This window comes from Kordiimonas lipolytica (assembly GCF_042651265.1).
GTDB lineage: Bacteria > Pseudomonadota > Alphaproteobacteria > Sphingomonadales > Kordiimonadaceae > Kordiimonas > Kordiimonas lipolytica.
Map to the genome: position 1 here is coordinate 121,861 of NZ_JBHSCR010000017.1, position 19,428 is coordinate 141,288.

16 protein-coding genes are annotated in these 19,428 nt (G+C 58.5%); 6 read left to right on the forward strand and 10 right to left on the reverse strand.

What is annotated here, in order from left to right; translation table 11 throughout:
- Positions 1 to 639, reverse strand: coding sequence for a DUF2306 domain-containing protein (locus tag ACFO5Q_RS16305; protein WP_068146443.1), 639 nt, complete (start codon positions 637 to 639; stop codon positions 1 to 3).
- A gap of 198 nt (positions 640 to 837) precedes the next feature.
- On the opposite strand from ACFO5Q_RS16305, the gene ACFO5Q_RS16310 reads away from it, so the two are divergent.
- Both ACFO5Q_RS16310 and ACFO5Q_RS16315 read left to right on the forward strand, forming a co-directional pair.
- Positions 838 to 3,225, forward strand: coding sequence for a hybrid sensor histidine kinase/response regulator (locus ACFO5Q_RS16310; protein WP_068146451.1), 2,388 nt, complete (start codon positions 838 to 840; stop codon positions 3,223 to 3,225).
- 85 nt (positions 3,226 to 3,310) lie between these two features.
- Complete coding sequence (locus ACFO5Q_RS16315; RefSeq protein ID WP_082719810.1) at positions 3,311 to 4,009, forward strand: helix-turn-helix transcriptional regulator; 699 nt, start codon at positions 3,311 to 3,313, stop codon at positions 4,007 to 4,009.
- Here the strand turns inward: ACFO5Q_RS16315 and ACFO5Q_RS16320 are convergent.
- From ACFO5Q_RS16320 to phnD, 5 genes are all read right to left on the reverse strand, one after another.
- Complete coding sequence (locus ACFO5Q_RS16320; protein WP_068146453.1) at positions 4,006 to 4,623, reverse strand: class I SAM-dependent methyltransferase; 618 nt, start codon at positions 4,621 to 4,623, stop codon at positions 4,006 to 4,008. The two genes, ACFO5Q_RS16315 and ACFO5Q_RS16320, sit on opposite strands and share 4 nt — an antisense overlap.
- Before the next feature lie 71 nt (positions 4,624 to 4,694).
- Entirely contained in the window at positions 4,695 to 5,720 is a 1,026-nt protein-coding gene (locus ACFO5Q_RS16325; RefSeq protein WP_068146454.1) for a 2-oxoacid:ferredoxin oxidoreductase subunit beta, read from the reverse strand.
- A gap of 11 nt (positions 5,721 to 5,731) precedes the next feature.
- Positions 5,732 to 7,582: a 2-oxoacid:acceptor oxidoreductase subunit alpha gene (locus ACFO5Q_RS16330; protein ID WP_068146456.1), complete on the reverse strand. Its 1,851-nt coding sequence runs from the start codon at positions 7,580 to 7,582 to the stop codon at positions 5,732 to 5,734.
- A 182-nt stretch (positions 7,583 to 7,764) separates the two neighbouring features.
- On the reverse strand, positions 7,765 to 9,117 hold the full coding sequence (gene gor, locus ACFO5Q_RS16335) for a glutathione-disulfide reductase (RefSeq protein ID WP_068146457.1): 1,353 nt from the start codon (positions 9,115 to 9,117) through the stop codon (positions 7,765 to 7,767).
- Between the two features lie 158 nt (positions 9,118 to 9,275).
- Positions 9,276 to 10,139: a phosphate/phosphite/phosphonate ABC transporter substrate-binding protein gene (gene phnD, locus ACFO5Q_RS16340; RefSeq protein ID WP_197421005.1), complete on the reverse strand. Its 864-nt coding sequence runs from the start codon at positions 10,137 to 10,139 to the stop codon at positions 9,276 to 9,278.
- Between the two features lie 231 nt (positions 10,140 to 10,370).
- Here phnD and ACFO5Q_RS16345 point away from each other — a divergent pair, with 231 nt between their 5' ends.
- The 4 genes from ACFO5Q_RS16345 (at position 10,371) to ACFO5Q_RS16360 (ending at position 13,820) form a co-directional block, all read left to right on the forward strand.
- Complete coding sequence (locus tag ACFO5Q_RS16345) at positions 10,371 to 10,874, forward strand: GNAT family N-acetyltransferase (protein ID WP_068146462.1); 504 nt, start codon at positions 10,371 to 10,373, stop codon at positions 10,872 to 10,874.
- 77 nt (positions 10,875 to 10,951) lie between these two features.
- Entirely contained in the window at positions 10,952 to 11,722 is a 771-nt protein-coding gene (locus ACFO5Q_RS16350) for a 3-hydroxyacyl-CoA dehydrogenase (protein ID WP_068146466.1), read from the forward strand.
- A 27-nt stretch (positions 11,723 to 11,749) separates the two neighbouring features.
- Positions 11,750 to 12,835, forward strand: a complete 1,086-nt coding sequence (locus ACFO5Q_RS16355; RefSeq protein WP_068146469.1) for a CaiB/BaiF CoA transferase family protein — start codon at positions 11,750 to 11,752, stop codon at positions 12,833 to 12,835.
- A gap of 103 nt (positions 12,836 to 12,938) precedes the next feature.
- A complete protein-coding gene (locus ACFO5Q_RS16360; protein WP_068146473.1) occupies positions 12,939 to 13,820 on the forward strand; it encodes a TolB-like translocation protein in 882 nt (293 codons plus the stop codon).
- Between the two features lie 13 nt (positions 13,821 to 13,833).
- Here ACFO5Q_RS16360 and ACFO5Q_RS16365 read toward each other — a convergent pair whose 3' ends face one another.
- The 4 genes from ACFO5Q_RS16365 to ACFO5Q_RS16380 all read right to left on the reverse strand — a co-directional run bounded on the left by ACFO5Q_RS16365 (position 13,834) and on the right by ACFO5Q_RS16380 (position 19,389).
- Positions 13,834 to 15,795 carry a DUF748 domain-containing protein gene (locus ACFO5Q_RS16365; protein WP_068146476.1) on the reverse strand — a complete coding sequence of 654 codons (1,962 nt, stop codon included), beginning with the start codon at positions 15,793 to 15,795 and terminating at the stop codon, positions 13,834 to 13,836.
- 84 nt (positions 15,796 to 15,879) lie between these two features.
- Positions 15,880 to 17,325: a cryptochrome/photolyase family protein gene (locus ACFO5Q_RS16370; protein ID WP_380084422.1), complete on the reverse strand. Its 1,446-nt coding sequence runs from the start codon at positions 17,323 to 17,325 to the stop codon at positions 15,880 to 15,882.
- A gap of 31 nt (positions 17,326 to 17,356) precedes the next feature.
- Positions 17,357 to 18,841 carry a sodium:solute symporter family transporter gene (locus tag ACFO5Q_RS16375; RefSeq protein WP_068146478.1) on the reverse strand — a complete coding sequence of 495 codons (1,485 nt, stop codon included), beginning with the start codon at positions 18,839 to 18,841 and terminating at the stop codon, positions 17,357 to 17,359.
- The gene (locus ACFO5Q_RS16380) at positions 18,841 to 19,389 is read right to left on the reverse strand and encodes a hypothetical protein (protein WP_068146479.1); all 549 of its coding nucleotides are present in this window, start codon (positions 19,387 to 19,389) and stop codon (positions 18,841 to 18,843) included. The genes ACFO5Q_RS16375 and ACFO5Q_RS16380 overlap by 1 nt, the downstream gene beginning before the upstream one ends.
- Between the last annotated feature and the right edge of the window lie 39 nt (positions 19,390 to 19,428).

A 19,428-nucleotide genomic window follows, 5' to 3' on the forward strand; every position in this document is an offset into this window, starting at 1 on the left:
CTAGCTGGTTTTCGGGGTGGCCTGGGCCGCCCCGACCGCAACCCTTGGCGTAGCTTGCCGCCGCAACAGCCATTCCGCAAACAGCAGGTTCGGCACCCAGGAGATATAGGCAATCGCCGGATAGGCGACCTCGAACGACAGACCCATCATGCCAAGCGCCAGGAACAGGTAGATCCTGAGCGTTACGGCCCCGAAGGTCAGCGAAAAGGACCGCATCATCCAGACCTGATGGTCAGCGAACTGCCGCCCTCGGGCCCGCAAGTATCCGAAACCCGTGGTGATGATCCATGCAATACCGAGCAACAGGAACCCCAATTGCGCCACAGGGCCATTATCACTGCCAATCGCCAGCCAGATACCGCCAACGGCCGACAGCATGCAGGCCAGCACGTAGGTACGCCCGACCCAGCGGTGCAGCGCAGGCAATCGCGTGCGCAGCCGGGCAAAGAACTGTAAGCCGCCGATCGCCAAAGCGAGCGGCCCAAAGCCGAAATGCAGATACATGCCAACTGGCCGTTCAGCCAGATGGTGCGCCATGCCCGCGTTCTGGACCGGGCTATCCGGCCAGATAAGCGCCCAGCCATACAGGGCCACCAACACCGATAGAATTGTCATCAGCACAAGCATGCCAGTCTTCATGGTTTTCCCCTCGATCAGTCGCTCTATACCATTCATGCCATCACCTGTTATCCCCAGGGCACAAACGGTGCGGTACCGATACTACCGGCTTTAGTGTAAAAATACCGATAAAAATCAATCAGGCCTTGTCAAGCCACGCACAAGTTGCCAACACTTTATCCAGCTCCACATTACAGGCAGGCAATATCGGGGGCATCGATGAGGCAATCACAGCAGGCGATCACGCTTGTGGCAGGCAACGGGCTTTGGCGGCTTTTTGCCCTGGTCGTGCTTGCGTGCCTTATGGTGACGGCTTCCGCAGCAAGTGCCGCAGAACCACCGAATGGGCCCAACCTCCTGCCAACAGCCTGTCATTTCCGCACTGACACCCAGCCCAGTTTCGACAGCATGCTGCCAAGGTTGCCTGAAGCACAATGTGACAGCGCGCCCATGCCGGGCGAAGACGTTGTGTGGTTGTCGCTTGATGTAGCCAGCGTGACCCCGGAAGCGGGCACTGACTATGCCCTCCTGCTGTTCCGCGAGTGGACAGACAGGGCCATTGTCCAGATCCACTATGGCGACGGGCACATGATCAGCTATGACGTCGCAGACCCGGGCTTTGACGACTATTGGTCTGTCGGCAATTTCCTGCGTTTTGACGCGCCTGCGCGCACCGCGCCTGTGAGCCACGTTCTGGTTGGGCTTGAAAATACTGCGTCGATCAGAACTTTCCGGCAGATCAATTTCGTGGCCGCCCAGGACTGGGCAATGTCGGAAACTGACGGGCGGCTTCTGGCGGGGCTGATCATCGGCATCCTGATGGCTATGCTGTTCTACAACATCACCCTGGCGGCGGTGTTGCGGTTCGATTTTCATGTGCATTACTGCATTTTCGTGTTTGCCGTGGTTCTTTATAACTTCACTGCCTATGGGATGATGTCCCATTTCTTCCCCGGGGCCGTGGGGATCAGTGCGCAGATGAACCTCACGATCCTGACGCTGGGGCTGATCGGATTTTCCGGGCTGCAGTTCCTTGTCAGCTTCATTGAAAAAGGCATCCTGGGGGACCGTTGGCGCACGTCCGCCCACGTCCTGGCCTATGCCTTCATGGCCAGCGCCATTCTCTATGCCGCCACCCGCGGCTGGCACACAGACACCATCGACCTGATCTTCAACCTGATGTCCGGCCTTGGCGTGCTGTTCATCCTGGCAACACTGATCAAGTCGCTCATGGCGGGCAGCCGGGCCGCCATTTTCTATGCCGTGGGCTGGCTGCTTCCCATTGTCGGTGTGGCGCTTCGGGTCATGCGCGGGTTCGATGTCATCCCGCATTCTTCGCTGGTGGAATACAGCATGTCGATCGGAATGGCGCTTGAGACAATCGTGCTATCGATCGGTATCGCAGACCGGATCAGCACAATCCGGAAAGACCGGGACGAAGCCAAAGTGGCAGAAGAAAAAGCCCGGGCCGCGAGCCAGGCGAAATCCGATTTTCTGGCCCATATCAGCCATGAAATCCGCACGCCCATGAATGCTATCATCGGCATGACGGAACTTGTCGCCACCACCGAACTGACAGACAAACAGCGCGACTATGTCGGCAACATCCAGATTTCCGGCAATGTGCTGATGGCGCTCCTGAATGACATTCTCGACCTCTCGAAGATCGAAGCTGGCAAGGTGGACCTGGAGCATATCCCCTTCAGCCCCGCAGACATATTCAGGAATGTTCAGGCAATCGCCGCCCCGAAGGCGGAAGAAAAGGGCCTGACCTTCAGCCTTGAAGGCGTGGACGCCTTGCCTGACCAACTGGTGGGTGATCCAACACGGCTGAGCCAGATTCTAATCAACCTGTCGAACAATGCCGTCAAATTCACCGAAGAAGGCAGCGTAACCATCAGTGTTGCAGCGCGGGGCAAACGCGCAGACACACTGACCCTGACCTGCGACGTCAGGGATACCGGCATCGGCATGACGCCAGAGCAGCAGGGGAAGCTCTTCAAGGCCTTCAACCAGGCGGATGAGACTGTCACCCGCCGCTATGGCGGCACCGGCCTGGGCCTTGCCATCTGCAAGCAGCTCGTGGGCCTGATGGGCGGCAACATTGCGGTTGAAAGCACGCCGGGCAAGGGAAGCTGTTTCCGTTTCAGCCTACCGTTCACCAAGGTGCCAGAACAGGCAGAAAGCAAGGCAAAGGCTGCCCCGAATGCGATTGAGAAGGCGCACTATAAGGGCCGGCGCATTCTTGTGGCGGAAGACAATGAGATCAACCAGCTCTTGGCCCGGCGCGCGCTTGAGCCCACAGGGCTTGAGATCGATATCGCCTCGAACGGCACGGAGGCCTTGAAACTTGCTGACAAGCATGCCTATGACCTGATCTTCATGGACCTCAACATGCCGGATATGGACGGCATAACCGTCACCCGCACCATCCGGGAAAAGAATGGCGGCACAGTGGTGCCAATCATTGCCCTGACAGCCAGTGTCGCCGCCAAAGACATCGAAGCCTGCATCAGCGCAGGCATGAACGACCATGTCTCCAAGCCCTTCAAACCTGACGCGCTGCATCAGGCCCTGTCCCGCTGGCTGCCTGCCGCCAGCCAATAAACCTTTTGCCTGTTTGCCCAGCCGGACCGGGGTGCTAGAACCATCCTGACACTTTTTGTCAGCATGGTGATATAGGGTGGCTGCTATGAAGCGCGCAGACCGACTTTTTCAGATCGTGAGTTTCCTGCAGGGCCGCCGCATGGCGGTGACGGCGGAACGCATCGCGGACGAGTTTGATATCTCTGTCCGCACGGTTTACCGCGACATCCAGGATCTGATCACCACCGGCGTTCCCATCAATGGCGAGGCGGGCGTGGGCTATATGCTCGACAAAAGCTATTACCTGCCGCCCATGACCTTCGATGTGGAGGAACTTGAGGTGCTGATGCTGGGGGCCGCGATGGTTTCCAGCTGGACCGACCATGACATGAGCGTCTCCGCCCAGACGCTGATCAGGAAGGTCAGGAACGCGCTTTCGGAACGCGACCGCGAAACGTTTGAGGGCATCGCGCTGTTCGCCCCACCCTCACGCGCGCGCGTGCCCTGGAACATCAATTTCTCCGCCATCCGCCGGGCCGTCAGGAAGAAAGAAAAAATCCATCTGGACTATTCGGACGAACAAGACCGGTCGACAGAGCGCACCATCCGGCCGCTGTCTCTCGTGTTCATGGGTCCGATCTGGATGATGCTGGGCTGGTGTGAACTAAGGCGTGATTTCCGCAATTTCCGGCTGGACCGGATCAAGGAAGCCACCTTCACCGGCGAGTATTTTGAGGATACGCCAGAGACGTCGCTGCAAACATACCTCGATAGCCTTGGTTACTGCGACGGCCTTAGGCCCTAACTTCGTTTCCGCACCAAAAAGCAGGCGAAGGCCTGAGTGCTGCCCCATGGGGTGGTGTGTTCCTCGCGGTGTTCCTCCAGAAGCTCATAGCCATCTCCGAGCAACTCCATCAGGCGCGTGGCATCATATTGCCTGACCGGCAGGCCGCTGCATTTATCCGGCCCACCCAAGGCGAAGGTGGCGATGATGGCATGGCCACCCGGCTTCAGGTGGGCGTCAAGCACGGCTTTGTATCGGGCGCGCTCCTCCGTATCCGTCAGGAAATGCAGCACCGCCCTGTCGTGCCACAGATCCACTTCACGCCCTAGGTCAAGCTTCGTCACATCGTTTGTGATAAACCGAACATCCGCCGCCCCTGCGCCAAGGCGTTCGCGTGTGTGCGCCAGTGCGGCATCCGCCACATCAACCAGCGTCAGGTCGGTGAAACCGCGGTCTAGCAGACGGTCGGCGAGCACGGAAGCCCCCGCCCCTACATCCACAATCGCGGCATCAGACGGCAACTTGAGACCGTCAATGAGCTTAAGAGACAGGGCAGGGTCAGCCTGATACCAGGACACCGCATTCGGGTTCTTGGTTTCATAAACAGTCTGCCAATGATGTTCGCGTGTTGTCATGACTTACAAAAAGCAAAGCCCGGCCAAAAAGGCCAGGCTTTTATCTCGTTCCCACAGGTCCGGAGAAACGCTTATTTCACTTCCCAGGTTTGGCCCGCATACATCAGGTCCTTGAGCGTCGATTTGCCCTTGGCCGCCTTCACCTGCCCCAGCACCGCGTCAGTATAGCAGTGGTCAGCCTGTTTGGCGTAAAGCACACCCATGGCCACCGGCTCGCCCGGGTTCGCGCCCAGTTCGCCCAGCATCTGCGCCATGCGGCGGTTGGTCTCATCGTGGGTCAGGATATCATCTTCGGTGATGCCGTTCTCGCCAATCACCACCACTTCAAGGCTGAAGGTATCCAGGTTGAAGCGGATGCCTTTGTTGCCTTCCGCACCGAAGATCATCTTCTCGCCGTGCTCCAGCAGCAGCTGGCGATCAGGCGCGGCTTTCTTGTCCGTGATATCCGACCAGGCACTGTCGTTATAAACGATACAGTTCTGCAGGATTTCAACAAAGGACGCACCGCGGAATTCATGCGCGCGGGTGAACACGCCCGGCATATGCTTCTGCGCGGTATCGACCGTGCGGGCCACAAAATGCGCGCCCGAGCCCAGCGCGAAGCTGATCGGGTTAAGGGCCGGATCAACCGAGCCCTGCGGCGTGGACGGTGAGCGCGTGCCCACATCTGACGTTGGCGAATATTGCCCTTTCGTCAGGCCGTAAATCTTGTTGTTGAACAGAAGGATGTTCAGGTTCACATCACGGCGGAGTGCGTGCAGCAAGTGGTTGCCGCCGATCGACAGGCCGTCACCATCACCGGTGATCACCCACACGTCCAGGTCTGGGTTCGCGAGCTTGAGGCCCGTCGCAACCGCCGGCGCACGGCCGTGGATTGTGTGGAAGCCGTATGTGTTCATATAGTATGGGAAGCGGCTGGAGCAGCCGATGCCCGATACAAACACCGTGTTCTCACGCGTGACGCCCATTTCAGGCAGCGTGCGCTGCATGCATTTAAGGATCGCATAGTCACCACAGCCGGGGCACCAGCGCACTTCCTGGTCGCTGGTGAAATCCTTGATGGTGAGCTTCTCTTTAGGGGTGCTGAGGTCGTTCATGGCACCTGCTCCTAAACTGCCAGTTCAGCGCGGATCGCATCCAGGACTTCCTGGATTTTGAACGGCTGACCGGAAACTTTATTGAACGGCTTGGCATCGATCAGAAACTTGTCGCGCAAGACGGTCTTCAACTGGCCCGCATTCATTTCCGGCACCAGAACCTTATCATACCCCTTCAGAAGGGCTTCAAGGTTGGTCGGGAACGGGCTGATGTAACGGATATGAATGTGGCTGACATTCAGGCCTTCTGCGCGCGCGCATTTCACGGCCTCGGAAATCGGGCCATAGGTCGAGCCCCAGCCCACAACCGCAAGCGTGCCGCTTTCCTCACCCTGGTCCACATCCTGAAGCGGAATGTCGTTCGCGATGCCATTGATCTTGGCGGCGCGAAGGTCCGTCATCTTCTGGTGGTTTTCCGGGTCATAGGAAATATGGCCTGACTTATAGTCTTTCTCGATCCCGCCGATGCGGTGCTCGGTGCCCGGCGTGCCCGGTTTCGGCCAGTGGCGCGCCAGCGTCGTCTCATCGCGCACGAACGGGCTGAATTCCTCTTCGCCTTCAGGCGCTTTGGCGAACTCGACCTTGAACGGCTCCAGCGCATCCAGATCAGGCAGCTTCCATGGCTCTGCCGCGTTGGCGATAAAGCCGTCGGTCAGCAGCATCACAGGCGTCATGTACTTGACAGCCAGACGGCAGGCCTCAATGGCCACTTCGAAACAGTCGCCGGGTGAGCGGGTGGCGATCACCGGCATCGGCGCGTCACCGTTGCGGCCATAAACGGCCTGATACAGGTCAGACTGCTCTGTCTTGGTTGGCAGGCCGGTAGACGGGCCGCCACGCTGGCTGTTGATCACAACAACCGGCAGTTCCGTGGAAATCGCAAGGCCAAGTGCCTCACCCTTCAGGGCAATGCCCGGGCCGGAGGAGCTGGTAACACCCAAAGCCCCGCCATAGGAGGCGCCAATGGCAGCACAGATGGCGGCGATCTCGTCTTCCGCCTGGAAGGTCACGATGCCCTGCTCTTTCATGGTGGAAAGCGCATGCAAAATAGGTGACGCAGGCGTGATCGGGTATGAGCCCAGAACGATATCAAGGCCAGCAAGCTCACCGCCCGCGGCAATGCCCCAGCTAAGCGCCTGGCTGCCGGTTACGGTTTTATAGGTGCCTGGCTCGCTGTGCACAGTGCCAATCTGATAGCGCTTGAAGGCGGCCGAAAGCTCCGCGGTCTCACCAAAGGCGTGACCGGCATTGAGCGCTGCAACGTTGGCGGCGGCCACGTCCGGCAGCTTGGCGAATTTCTTCTCAAGCCAGCTGATCACAGGCTCGCGCTTGCGGCTGAACATCCAAAGCATCAGCCCCAGCGTCCACATATTCTTACACCTGAGCGCTTCCTTGTTCCCCAGGCCGATGTCCTTGACCGCCTCAAGCGTCATCTTGGAGATATCAAGCTCGATCACCTGATAGGCATCAAGCTCGTGGGAGCCGATCGGGCTATCTTCATAGCCGGCCTTCTGCAGGTTCCGCTTGTTGAAGGTGCCAGTATCGACAACCAAAAGGCCGCCGGGCCGAAGTGTCTTCAGGTTCACCTTCAGGGCTGCCGGGTTCATGGCCACCAGAACGTCCGGGCGGTCGCCCACGGTCTTGATCGCCTTGGCGCCGAAGTTGATCTGGAAGGCCGACACGCCGAAGGTGGTGCCAACGGGCGCGCGGATTTCAGCCGGGAAGTCCGGGAAGGTGGAAAGGTCGCTGCCCGAAAGCGCGGTGGATGATGTGAACTGGCTGCCGGTAAGCTGCATACCGTCACCGCTGTCGCCCGCGAAACGGACAACCGCAGATTCCAGAACCTGAACGTCAGAAGTCATCTAACTTAATTCCTCTGTCACGCAGACCTTCGCTTATTTTGGCCCGCTGTCAATGCTCACATATATATGCGCGCAACCATTACACCGCATCAAGCCCTAAGGCGACGTAAATTTTCTATCATCAGGGTGAAATCGATCTATTGTGAGAATTTCATTCTACAATAATTTCAAAAACAACCTGATCAATCTGCCCTTGGCGTCCGCATCAGGACAAATTCTTCCGCACTGGATGGATGTACCGCAACCGTGGCGTCGAACTGGGCTTTTGTCAGCCCTGCCTTCACGGCGATTCCGACACCCTGGATGATCTCGGCGGCATCCATGCCAATCATGTGCGCACCAACCACTTTGTCGCTCTCTTTGTCAACGATCAATTTGGTATAGGCGCGTTCTGACGCACCGCCCAAAGTATGCTTCATCGGGCGGAAGTCTGACTCATATATGTCGATTTCGCCAAAAGTCTCGCGCGCCTCGGCCTCAGACATGCCCACGGTGCCAATCGGTGGCTGGCTGAAAACGGCGGAAGGAATGGCGTCATGCTCCGGCGATGTGGGTGTATTGCCGTACAGCGTCAGCGCAAAGGCATGGCCCTCCTTGATGGCCACCGGCGTCAGTTGAACGCGGTCGGTCACATCACCCACGGCATAGATGCTGTCCACATTGGTCTTGCCGTAAGCATCCACTTTAACGGCACCTGAGGCATCCAGTTCAACGCCTGCTGTGTCGAGTCCCAGCCCCTTGGTGTTGGGCACCCGGCCCGTGGCATACATGACAGCATCAGCATCCAGCGTGCTGCCGTCCGTGAGCGTCAGGCGCACGCCGTCGTCTGTTTTCTCAATGTTCGTGACATTGGTGTTGGTGCGCAGGTCAACGCCCTTTTTGCGCATCTCGTCGGCGAGGCGGCTCCGCAGGTCGTCATCAAAACCGCGCAGAATCTGCTCGCTGCGGTAAAGCTGCGTGACCTCCGCGCCCATGCCATGAAAGATGCCCGCGAACTCAACAGCGATATAGCCACCACCCACAATGACGATACGCTTAGGAAATTTTTCCAAATGAAGAGCTTCATTGGATGTGATGGCGTGCTCGATACCGGGCACATCCGGCATCTGCGGCCAACCACCCACTGCCACCAGAATGGTTTTGGCAGTGTAGGTCTTGTCACCCACGCGAACCTCGTTCGGCCCGGTGACGACTGCACGCCCATCAATGATTTCCACGCCCGCGCCCTTTAGCGTCTGGATATAGAGCCCGTTCAGCCTGTCGATCTCAGCGTCCTTCCTGGCAATCAGGGTGTTCCAGTCAAAACTGGTGTCGCCGACCGTCCAGCCAAAGCCTTTGGCTGTTTCGAAATCCTCAGAGAAATGGGAAGCATAGACCAGAAGCTTTTTGGGAACGCAGCCACGGATCACGCAGGTGCCGCCCACGCGGAACTCTTCCGCCACAGCAACGCGCGCACCTAAGCCCGACGCGATACGGCTGGCGCGCACACCGCCCGAGCCTGCGCCAATTACAAAAAGATCATAGTCGAATGTCATAAATGCCTCCGGCCCAAAGGGGCCCAAACTGAAATCATGTTCTGGCAATATGGGCACCCACTCGGAGAATCCAAGGCAAAGCGCCAACGCGGGGCATCACAATAATATGATCGGGCTCAAGGTCCAGCCCTGATTGACCAGAGAAAGCAGGAAGAAAGTTATTCCACCAACTCCAGAGACAGAGCGACGTCTTCAAGCTGCTTGAAATCGGAAACCTCAGCCTTCAGGAACCGCCCGGCCCTGACAGAGCTCAGGACAGCGGCATGGCTTTCATTGGCGGGATCAAGGCTGAGAAATGCGGCCACAAGCTGATCCTGCCTCGCGGCGGGCATGTCGCGCTGCACCGCCCAGACATAGTCGGCATAGGGCGGCGTTTCCCAAACAACACGAGTCTTTCCTTCACGTAGGCGGCCATCCGCCAGCATCTGTCGGTAAATCAGGGAGTTTGCAGCACCCAGCGCCACACGCCCTGCTTCCACATTCTGGATCGTCTTGTCGTGCGCACCGGCATATTCCACCCGGCTGAAAAAGTTTTCCGGGTCAATAAATTGCGCCAACAGGAAATGTCGCGGCATCAAATGCCCGGATGTTGACCGCTCGCTGCCGAAGGAGAAGCTGAGCCCAACAAAATGCTTCAGCTCCGTCCCCACGGTATCAGGGCCTGCAAGAAAAACACTGGTGAACGCCCGGTCCACATCTCGGCTTGCAAGCGGCACGGCGCCGCTTTGACGATGCGCGTTTACATACGAAAGCCCACCGAAATAAGCCATGTCTATGGCACGGTCAGCAAAGAGGGCCTCAAGCGCCTCATAGCTTTTCGGCACTGTGATCTCAAACCGCAGGCCGGTTTCTTTTTCAAGGAATTTAAAAAGCGGCTTATGGCGCGCCATCACTTTCGAGGGCTTTTCATCCGGCAGCAGGCCAACACGGATGGTTCCAGGCGATGCTTCTGGCGGCTTGTCACATGCTGCCAGCAATAGGGCCAACACGGCCAGACAAACCAAGGGGAAAGATCCCAGCATGCGCAGAACCACCCTGCCACCCCATGCGACAGTCGGTTCCCCCATCAGGGATAGCCCAGACCTTGTCAATCCATCCTGCATTTGTCACCACTTTACTTCTTTTTTACGGCGCAGGACACCCATTGGATTTCCGGCCCAGGCTTGCGCGTTGCGTGCATGTCTCTGCTTTCCCAAACCACAGCTGCGTGCTATGGGTTGGCCAAACAAAAACAGACAGCAGGAAACAAGATCATGATTCTGGAAACAGAACGCCTTCGGCTGCGCGAAGCTAACCTGGACGACGCAGCCTTCGCCCTTGCCATATACAATAGCCCTGGCTTTATCGAATTTGTTGGCGACCGCGGCCTCAGGACCATTGAGGACGCCGAAGCTTACATTGAGAAGAATGTGATGGGGAGCTACCGCGACAACGGCTTTGGCCTTTATATCGTGGAACTCAAAGATAGCGGCGAAGCTGTCGGCATGTGCGGCCTTGTGGACCGCCCGGGCCTGGACGCCCCGGATATCGGCTTCACCTTCCTGCCCGACCATATGCGCATGGGGTACGGTTTCGAGTCTGCCGCCGCTGTGCTGAAATTCGGCCGCGAGACACTGGGCATGGAGCGTATCCTGGCGATCGTGAACCCGGAAAACGCCAAATCCATCGGCCTGATTGAAAAGCTCGGGCTGGTGTTCGACCGCATGATCCAACTGCCGGGCGACGAGAAGCGCATCAACCAATATACCACCCCATAATCAGCCGTCTCCAAACTTGATTTCGCATATGCGAGGCCCTATGCTGCACCGCAACATTTCAGGTTTGGAGATTTCTCATGGAATTTAAGGGTAAAACCGCAATCGTGACGGGCGGCGCATCCGGCCTTGGCCGCGCCACGGTGGAATATTTCGTATCCAAGGGCGCGAATGCCGTGATCCTTGACCTCAATGACGAGATGGGCAACGAGCTCGCAGGCAAGCTAGGCGCAGCCGCTACGTATGTGAAAACGGACGTTACAAACGAAGACGATGTGGCGAACGCCATTGCCACTGCCAAAAGCACATACGGCAGCGTTGATATCGCTGTGAACTGCGCGGGGATCGGCACACCGCAGAAAGTGCTGGACCGCGAAGGCAACCGCTATGGGATGGCGCACTTCAATAAAGTGATCGCCGTTAACCTGATCGGCAGCTTCAACGTGCTGGCACAGGCCGCAGAAGCCATGCAGCATAACGAACCGGGTGAAGACGGCGAACGCGGCGTGATCATCAACACGGCGTCGGTCGCGGCCTATGAGGGCCAGATCGGCCAGGCGGCATACTCTGCTTCCAAAGGCGGCATCGTTGGCATGACCCTGCCGACCGCACGTGAATTCGCCCGCCAGGGTGTGCGTGTGATGACCATCGCGCCTGGCTTTATCCATACACCGCTGTTCGACGGCCTGCCGGAAGCTGCCGTCGAAAGCCTCACGCAACAGGTTGTCTTCCCCAAGCGCCTTGGCAAACCACAGGAATATGCCAAACTGGCTGGTCATATCGTGGAAAACACCTACCTTAATGGTGAAGTGATCCGCATGGACGCCGCCGCACGGATGGCGCCGAAGTAAGCGGGAGACACCATCAAGGGGGAAAATATGGGGCCGTTAGCTGGCGTACGCATTCTGGAACTTGTTGGCATCGGGCCCGGCCCGTTCGCCGGTATGATGCTCGCGGACATGGGCGCGGAGGTGATCGCCATCGACCGCCCAGGCCATTCCCCCCTTGATATGAAGGGTGATATTAACCGGCGCGGCAAACGCTCTATCGCCCTCGACTTGAAGAGCGAGGAAGACCGTAAGATCTTCCTCAAGCTCTGCACCACCGCAGATGCCCTCTTTGAGGGCTTCCGCCCCGGCGTGATGGAAAAGCTCGACCTTGGGCCCGACGAGGTGCTGAAAGCCAACCCGAAAATCGTTTATGGTCGCATGACCGGCTGGGGCCAGACCGGGCCGCTGGCGCACGCTGCAGGCCACGATATCAACTATATCTCGCTCTCCGGCGCCCTGCACGCCATGGGCCCGAAGGACGGGCCACCAAGCGCGCCGCTGAATCTGGTCGGCGACTATGGCGGCGGCGGCATGATGCTGGCGTTCGGGCTTGTATGCGGCATCCTGGAGGCCCGCACATCCGGCAAGGGACAAGCCATTGATGTCAGCATGGTCGAAGGCTCATCGGCGCTCATGGGCATTTTCCACACGTTGATGGCCAACCACCGCTGGGCACCGATGCGCGGGGTGAACCTTCTGGACGGTGGCGCGCATTTCTACGGCACGTTTGAGACCAAAGACGGCAAGTATGCGAGCTTGGGCGCGATTGAGCCCCAGTTCATGCAGGCTTTCATTGATAAGACCGGCCTTGATGAGACATGGATGCAAAAGCACCTCAACCCCGGTGAATGGGGCGCACTGAAGGAAGAGCTGAAGGTCTTGTTCAAAACCAAAACACTGGATGAATGGAATGACCTGTTGGGCGGCACTGACGCCTGCTTCGCGCCCATTCTGCCGTTCTGGGAAGCACACACCCACCCACATAATGTAGCGCGCGAAAGCTTCATTGAAGTGGACGGCACACGCCAACCCGCGCCCACGCCGAAATTTTCCCGCACCGCCCCCGAGGTGCGTCATGGCCCGATTGAGAAAGACGCCGACCGCGACGCGATCCTCGAAGAACTGGGAATGTAACATTATAACGCAAGCGAAGAACGGTTCGTCGCTGCTGCATTGAAGGCGCCCGTGCCGCTTCCTATATGCCAGCCATCAATCAAGGCGTTCTATGGGGGACAATATGAAACGCATCCTTAAACCACTTTTGGCGCTGGCTTCTTCACTGGCTTTCGGCACGACAGCTGGAACGGCTGCGGACTTTCCCGTCATCGAAGGGCCGCTGATGGGCCAGACACCGCCCGGTAAGGTCGCGGAAGTATTCGCGCCCGGCCTGATCTCCAGAGACGGCTGGGAGCTTGAAGGCGTCTTTGCGCCCGGCATGGAAGAATTTTATTTCGTGACATCCAAAGGCTATGAAAAGCCGCATGTGGTCGGGTTCCGTTACCAGAACGGCCAGTGGCATAAATTTTCTGAATTTGTGCGTACGGGCGAGCCCTTCATCACATCCGACGGCAAGACCATGCATCTGGCAAAAGGCTACCGTACACGCACGGCAGAAGGCTGGTCTGAAAAGAAGAGCCTGGGCCCGATGTTCGACCGCAAGGATTGGGGCATCATGCGCCTGACGGCGTCAGACGCCGGCACCTATGTGTTTGATGACTACAAGAGCGGCGATGTGATCCGCATATCGCGTGTCGCCGGTGGCGTGCGGCAGGAGCCGGAACTGATGGGCGACCAGTTCAATTCGGGCAAGATGACAGCCCACCCCTTCATCGCACCGGATGAAAGCTACCTGATCTGGGATAGCGAGCGCGAGGGCGGCTTTGGCGAGTCTGATCTTTACATCAGCTTCCGGCAGAAAGATGGGTCCTGGGGCCCTGCCATCAACATGGGGCCGGAAGTCAATTCAGAGAAAGACGATTTCTGGGCCAGCGTCACGCCAGACGGCAAATACATCATGTTTGACCGTACCATCGGCGGTGAATGGCCCAACCTGAATGTGGATATCTACTGGGCAGACGCCGGAATCATCGAAGACCTGAGGCGGAAGCACGCCAAATAGACTTGCCTGCCTCCTAGTCTTTCAACAGCTCAAGCCGGACGATGGGTTTCTTGCCGTCCGGCTTTTCCATGAGCGGCAGCACCACTTTCACCAAACGGTTCGGGGCCACGCCCTCGGCCACCAGATATTGGTAGACCGCATCGGCCCGCATGTTGGCAAGCTTCGTCAGCCCCTGCTGGTTCACCGGCGCTTCGCCTTCCGTTGGCTCTGTCGGCGCAAGGTCTACCCCTTCCACGGCCACACCGTCGATCTGCAAACGAATTTTCGGCCGCTCATTCAGCGCCGTCGCAAGAGCTGTCAGCCGCGCCTTTTCAAGCGGCGCCAGTTCGGCACTTGAAGGCTCGAACCGCACCTTGTCGAGGTCGATATCATCTTTCTTGCCGCCCGGGATCAGCTTGCCGATCAGGCGGAAAGGCGTGGTGATCAGGTTGCCGACAAATTTGTTGGTCGCCCGGCGCACCAGGCCGTCCACTCGGAAATTCGGGTCCAGATATTCGCCGTCAACCGGGATTTCCATTTCAACCCGGCCGCCCTTGCCTTCCAGAAGGTTAAAGGCTTTCTTCAGCGGAATGCTCTCGCCCTCATAATCCGGGTTCTTGTCGCCCCATTCCCAGCGGTCGAACAGGAAACTGTTGGTGCCGTCCAGCTGGTTGTCCTCGATATAATAATCGAACTGCAGGTAGGCCTCCCCGGCGCTGCTGGCACGGCCAAGCGTGCGGTACAGGTAGGGCTGCAGCACGCTGTGATCCAGCTTGTTGATCTCAAGCGATACTGTCGCGCCAACCGTGTCGCGAATGTCAAAATAGCCTGCCGTACGCACCGGACTGTTCTGGCCCAAATAGCCGTCACCCTGGAAGGCAAACTCCAGCGCGTCCGTCATGCTGAAATCAGAGATCACAGCGCCAATGCCGTCGATAGCGATTACCGGCGGTGTCTCAAACGTCCGGTCCTCGAACACCAGTTTGCCGCCGCTTAGAAGCGCCTGATTGATGACAAGGCCTGTGCCGGTTTGGGCTTCCACTTCACCCGTTGCTTCCGGCGCCTCTGCCGCGGTCGCCCGCACGATCTCGGCCACCCCGCCGTTCAACCTCAAGGCTTCCAGCGACACCTGGTCGCTTGCGCGGTCATAATCAAACCCTGTGAGGTTCGCGTACGGCACCTGTATGCGGCGCACAATGCTCTGTTCCGTCTCGGCGGCGAAATCCGCCACACTGAAATCACCTTTCAGCGTCAGATCATCCGCAAGTGACAGGGTCGCTGGCCCGGTCGCAAGGCCACCGGTTACCGTCAGGTCATCAAGCGGGATAAAGCCCATGATGGCCTTCAGCGGCACCCTTTTGAAATCCAGCTTCAGCTCCGCCGACAGCGGCGAACGGCCAAGCTCGCCTGTCGCGGTCACCTTGCCGCCACCAAGCGCGAAGGTGAATTCCTTGAAGCCGATGGCGTGCCCTTCCGCGGTTGAGAAACCGTCAAGCGCCAGGTCAAGCGGGCCAACAGATACCTCATGCCCAGTATGGTTCAAAAGCGCCACCGTCAGGCCTTTTGTCGCCAGCTTGTCGATGCGGACATTGCCGCCACCACCACCCTCGCCTGAGGCGGGCTTGATCATAGCCTCCAGGGACGTGCGTCCGGCTTCATCAATCGCCATATCAAGCGACGGATTTTCAAGTGTCACCGACTGCAGGTGCAACCGGCCAGACCATATCGTCCGCCACGACATATTCAGGTGTGCGGCGTCCATTTTCAAAACTGGTTTACCTGCCGCATCTTCCACATTAACGTCGCGCACAAGAAGCGTCAGGCTGATGGGGTTGAAGGCAATATGACTAAAGCTCACCGTGCCGTCGATGCGCTCCGCAAAAACCACGCGCACCTTCTTCTGCACGTACCAGGGCACAACAAAAGGCGAGGCTATGAAATACACCCCGGTCAGGACCAGAAGAATAACAAGGATACGCCGGGTGTTTTTGGACATGGGAAATCTGCCGCTGATGGTTTGCCTTCTATATATGGGGAGCCTACTCCCCAGCGCAATAAAAGGCCACAAGTGCGGCAGATTTTAGGCTGCCTTTTTGATGCTCGCGAGTGCGGCCAAAGCCCGTTCGCGACAAGCCTTACGGTCCAGGATCGGCTTTGGGTAAGTCTCGCCAAGGCTGATGCCGGCCATCTTCAGCACACCCGCCGGCGCTTCGAACGGCTTGTGGATATAGTCATTCGGCAGGTCCGACAGCTCCGGCACATAGGTACGGATATAATCACCCTCCGGGTCAAACTTCTCACCTTGCGTGATGGGGTTGAAGATGCGGAAATAGGGGGCAGCGTCCGCGCCGCAACCCGCCACCCACTGCCAGCTTGCCGCATTGTTTGCCAGATCAGCGTCCACTAGCGTGTCCCAGAACCAGTCCTCACCCGTGCGCCAGTGCCACAGCATGTCCTTGACCAGAAAAGACGCCACAATCATGCGCACCCGGTTATGCATCCAGCCCGTTTGCCAAAGCTGGCGCATGCCCGCGTCCACAATCGGAAAGCCAGTGCGCCCCTGCTGCCATGCCTCGACCTTGTCGTCCATGCCTTCGCGCCAGGGGAAGTCCTCAAACTGGGCCTTCAGCGGCCTTACCGGTAGCGTGGGGTTGTTGAACAGCAGATGGGTGGAAAACTCGCGCCAGCCCAGTTCGCGCAGGAACCAGTCGCCGCCCGTTCGGTCCTGCTCATTTGTCATCACATGAAGCTGGGTTTCGGCCCAGATGCGGCGCGGGCTGATCTCCCCATTCGCCAGATAGGGCGACAGGCGCGATGTGGCCTCCACCCCCGGCACGTCTCTCTTTGCCTTATAGTCACGCGCCGCTTCCGCCAGGAACTTCGCGAGCATATCGTGGGCCGCGTCTTCGCCCGGCACCCAGGTGGCCGCGATCGGTTCAGCCCAGTGCGCGGGCTTTGGGTCCAGCTTGAGGTCGTCAAGGTCGTCACTTTCAGGCCAGGCGTCCGGCGCGGGGATACGGTCGGGTGCGCCCAGGGGCGGTGACCCGTCAATCAGTTCCAGCGCCCGGCGCCAGAAGGGGGAAAAGACCTCATATATGCCACCGGTTTTGGTGCGCACGTCTTCAGGCTCGAGCAACAGGTTGCCTGCAAAACGGCGACAGTCCACATCATGCACTGTGCACTGCTGATGGATTTCCTCCTGCACCCGCCGACCGATTGGACTATAGGACCGGGTCATGTAAACCGCGCTCACATCCCCAAGAAGGCCCGATACCATTTCTGCGGTGTTTCCTGAGCGCAGGATAAGGCGGCTGCCTTTCGCTTGCAGGCTCTTTTCAAGCCGCTTGAGGCTTTCCCGAAGCCACCAGCGCCGCGCACCACCCAGCTTCCAGTCGCCCGCGCCCGCGTCGTCCAGAATGAAAAGGGGGATGACCGGCGCGCCGGACTCGCAAGCAGACACCAGCGCCATGTGATCATCCAGCCTGAGCGTTTCGTTCATCAACAGCAATATGGGCTTCAAGGGCACACTCCAAAACCATGGTTTTGAAGTCTATACGCTAGAGATCCATCACCCGATCAATATCCTTGGGCAGCGGCTTCTGCTTTTCCATCATGGACACCACGATAAACAGGATCATGGAGGTCAGCATCGCCAGGAATCCACCGGACATCTTGTATGGGATTTGTATCTGCCAAAGCTGGATCGCGAAATTGATGGCAAGCGATGACGTGATCGCCACAATTGCCGCACGGGCCGTCGCGCCCTTCCAGTTAAGGCCGATAATCACAACAGGCACCAGGGCCGCCGCGAAGGTGCCCCAACCGAACGCCCCCAGAAGGCCGACGAGCTTATCCGAATAAAGCGCAATAGCGGCCGCAACCACAGACAGTATGATCGTGGCCGTTCGCGCCCAGAAAAGCTCATTATTGAGCGACCGGCCCCGGATGGCCTTCGGGATATCATGGATGATCGCCGCCGCGCCAATGTTCAGGAACCCGTCGGCTGTTGACATGATGGCGGCAAACAGCCCCGCGAACACAATGCCCGCAAGAAGAGGATGCGCATAGGTTGACAGGAAGGCCGGTGCGGCCTCATCCGCAGCGCCAAGCGGCAGCGCGATATCGCCGATCACAAGCGCGCGCATGATCACGCCAATCGACACCCACAGCATGGCCGCCACCACATAGCCCAGCACCGTCATAGGCAGGATCACCCGGTTATCCGCCAGCTTCCGGTTCATCATCATCTTGGTGGCCACATGCGGCTGGCCCGCAAGGCCAAGACCAAAAAGGAAATACCAGCTGAGCGACGCCATGGACCCCAAGGTGCCGAACGGCATGACATCTTCACCGTCATTGGCCAAGAGGATGCCGGTGGCTTCCGCAAAGCCGCCGTCGAACACACTGGCCGCCGTGATCACCACCAGGGCGCCAGCGAGGATCATCACAATGCCCTGCACCAGGTCCGTGTATACAGACGCCAATATGCCGCCGGTGACACAGTAGAAAATCAACACAGCGGAGGAGATCACCACACTTGCCAAAAGGCTGATATCCGCGAACATCTCGGTCGCAGACAGGATCGACTGCAGCACCAGCGCCATCGCCAGAATCTGCGTCGCCAGATAGCCAAGTACGCCGAGTAAGATCGTCCCGGCCGTCAAAAGCCTTGCTGTTTCGCTTCCGTAACGAGCGAACACGACATCAGGCAGGCTCATGGTGTCCCTAACTTCCGCGACCATACGGATGCGTTTGGCCACCAGGTAAAAGCCCGTGGCATAGCCAAGCGCGGAACAGACCGCCATCCAGATGGAGGACATGCCGGTGGCATACACAAGGCCCGGGCCGCCCACGAAGCCGAAGCCCGAAAGGGTTGAGGAAAAGACAGCAAGGCTGACAACCACAGGCCCCAAGCCGCGCCCGGCAACGAAAAAGTCACCGGCGGATTTGGTGCGCCGCATGGCCCAGATACCTACCCAGATGCAAAGGCCCATATAGGCCGCCACGCAGCCAAGGATGATTGGTTGGCGAAGCTCTTCCATCAGGCGTCTCCCCGCTCTGACTTCAGCTCTTCCACAAGCGCGTCGAACTCTGCCTCTTCATCAGGCGTGAAGAAATAGCGGCGAAAGAAGATCACATAGAAAAGGTCAAAGGCGGCGAAACTGCCCCAGATGCCCCAGAACATCCAGTTGGTTGGCATTGGGAAGCCCAGGAACACGGTGGTCTCGCCCGTCAGGATATAATGCTCATAGCCTGTGAACAGCATCACCCACACGAAAAGCGCGAAGCCAACGCCGCCGGCGAAAAACAGCAGCAGGGTCCTGTCCCGCTTGTGGGGCGCGACGCCCATGTATAGAAGCGCACCGGCCAAAAGGATCACCGCAATCTGGAAATAGAAGGGCGCCTTGCCAATGGTGGCCAGTTTGGAGGCCCCGTCCCCGCCCACGGACATGGCCGGGATGGTTGCGTGCGCAACACCTGTGGCGTCCACAGGTGGCTCGCTCATCAGCACAAAGCCGGTGATGCCCGCAATCACAAGCAGCAACAGCAGGACGATATGAATCGGCTCCACCGATTTCAGGAATTTCATGGGCGGCCTCCCCTCCGCTTTCAGGTGCGGAGCCCGCAC

Excerpts from the sequence above, each read along its gene's own strand:
- ACFO5Q_RS16365 (WP_068146476.1), bottom strand. The coding sequence starts at position 15,795 with ATGTCCAAAAACACCCGGCGTATCCTTGTTATTCTTCTGGTCCTGACC.
- ACFO5Q_RS16345 (WP_068146462.1), top strand. The coding sequence starts at position 10,371 with ATGATTCTGGAAACAGAACGCCTTCGGCTGCGCGAAGCTAACCTGGAC.
- ACFO5Q_RS16315 (WP_082719810.1), top strand. The coding sequence starts at position 3,311 with ATGAAGCGCGCAGACCGACTTTTTCAGATCGTGAGTTTCCTGCAGGGC.
- ACFO5Q_RS16305 (WP_068146443.1), bottom strand. The coding sequence starts at position 639 with ATGAAGACTGGCATGCTTGTGCTGATGACAATTCTATCGGTGTTGGTG.
- ACFO5Q_RS16350 (WP_068146466.1), top strand. The coding sequence starts at position 10,952 with ATGGAATTTAAGGGTAAAACCGCAATCGTGACGGGCGGCGCATCCGGC.
- ACFO5Q_RS16355 (WP_068146469.1), top strand. The coding sequence starts at position 11,750 with ATGGGGCCGTTAGCTGGCGTACGCATTCTGGAACTTGTTGGCATCGGG.
- ACFO5Q_RS16310 (WP_068146451.1), top strand. The coding sequence starts at position 838 with ATGAGGCAATCACAGCAGGCGATCACGCTTGTGGCAGGCAACGGGCTT.
- ACFO5Q_RS16330 (WP_068146456.1), bottom strand. The coding sequence starts at position 7,582 with ATGACTTCTGACGTTCAGGTTCTGGAATCTGCGGTTGTCCGTTTCGCG.
- ACFO5Q_RS16360 (WP_068146473.1), top strand. The coding sequence starts at position 12,939 with ATGAAACGCATCCTTAAACCACTTTTGGCGCTGGCTTCTTCACTGGCT.
- ACFO5Q_RS16380 (WP_068146479.1), bottom strand. The coding sequence starts at position 19,389 with ATGAAATTCCTGAAATCGGTGGAGCCGATTCATATCGTCCTGCTGTTG.
- ACFO5Q_RS16375 (WP_068146478.1), bottom strand. The coding sequence starts at position 18,841 with ATGGAAGAGCTTCGCCAACCAATCATCCTTGGCTGCGTGGCGGCCTAT.
- phnD (WP_197421005.1), bottom strand. The coding sequence starts at position 10,139 with ATGCTGGGATCTTTCCCCTTGGTTTGTCTGGCCGTGTTGGCCCTATTG.
- ACFO5Q_RS16320 (WP_068146453.1), bottom strand. The coding sequence starts at position 4,623 with ATGACAACACGCGAACATCATTGGCAGACTGTTTATGAAACCAAGAAC.
- ACFO5Q_RS16325 (WP_068146454.1), bottom strand. The coding sequence starts at position 5,720 with ATGAACGACCTCAGCACCCCTAAAGAGAAGCTCACCATCAAGGATTTC.
- gor (WP_068146457.1), bottom strand. The coding sequence starts at position 9,117 with ATGACATTCGACTATGATCTTTTTGTAATTGGCGCAGGCTCGGGCGGT.